Consider the following 794-nt stretch of genomic DNA (forward strand, 5'->3'; position numbering starts at 1 on the left):
CTTTTAGAGCAGCATCCGCTAAAAGCCAGTAAACCAACCAAAATAAGAAAGGCAGCATGGAATGGTGATTTTAGGAGCGAGATTTTCTTTGGTTAAAAGATTTAACAAAGCTTAATCCCGCCCTGGTGTCTATATGGCGATTGTATCAAACCTACTAATTGGCGAGCTTCTGAAGTCGCTAACCAATTAGCTTTATCTGAAAGTCGTTTTCTTCATTTATTTAGTATAGAGTTAGGTATTGCGTGGCGACCATATTTATTATGGCGAAGAATGATCTGTGCTATTCAAGCGTTAATTAATGGTAACTCTGCTACAGATGCTGCTCATCTGGCTGGTTTTTCAGATAGTGCTCATTTAAGTCGAACATTTCGAAATAACTTCGGTATGACAATAAGGCAAGCTCATACTCTTTTCAAAAAAGTTAGCTAGTTTATTCAAGTTTTCTGTTGAGTGGTTGGTTATTCTAGTACAAACTCATTGAATAGGAATTTCTCATGAAACTCAAACTAAGCAGATCTATTTTAATCATCGTTGCATTGATAATCGTATTGGCAAGCTTAATACACGGCATCATTGCTGATATATCGATTTTTCATGGTCTGATTTTACACCCCATCTTTTTTTTAGTTGGACTTTCTTTGGCTGCATTCAGTGTAGAGGGGAGTAAATGCAGGGCAACCGCATGAGTGTTCATTAATTAGCCACATCACTGAATCCAGCTTGTAATACTGCTTCTAAGTATGCTGTTTTCATCCAGGCTCGTTTTTGTTTAGCTGGTATGCTTCCCTTTGAAG

General features: G+C 37.7%; 2 protein-coding genes. Both read left to right on the top strand.

Annotated elements, in window-relative coordinates; all coding sequences use genetic code 11:
- Positions 1-144: 144 nt before the first annotated feature.
- Positions 145-429 (top strand): helix-turn-helix transcriptional regulator, encoded by a 285-nt coding sequence (locus GQA99_RS20850; protein ID WP_268244235.1) that lies wholly within the window; start codon positions 145-147, stop codon positions 427-429.
- 65 nt (positions 430-494) lie between these two features.
- A complete protein-coding gene (locus tag GQA99_RS20170; protein WP_160056999.1) occupies positions 495-686 on the top strand; it encodes a hypothetical protein in 192 nt (63 codons plus the stop codon).
- The last annotated feature ends 108 nt before the right edge of the window (positions 687-794 follow it).

It is taken from the genome of Shewanella litoralis, from assembly GCF_009828585.1.
Classification (GTDB): domain Bacteria; phylum Pseudomonadota; class Gammaproteobacteria; order Enterobacterales; family Shewanellaceae; genus Shewanella; species Shewanella litoralis.

Coding starts and splice junctions, on each gene's coding strand:
- GQA99_RS20170 (WP_160056999.1), top strand. CDS start 495: ATGAAACTCAAACTAAGCAGATCTATTTTAATCATCGTTGCATTGATA.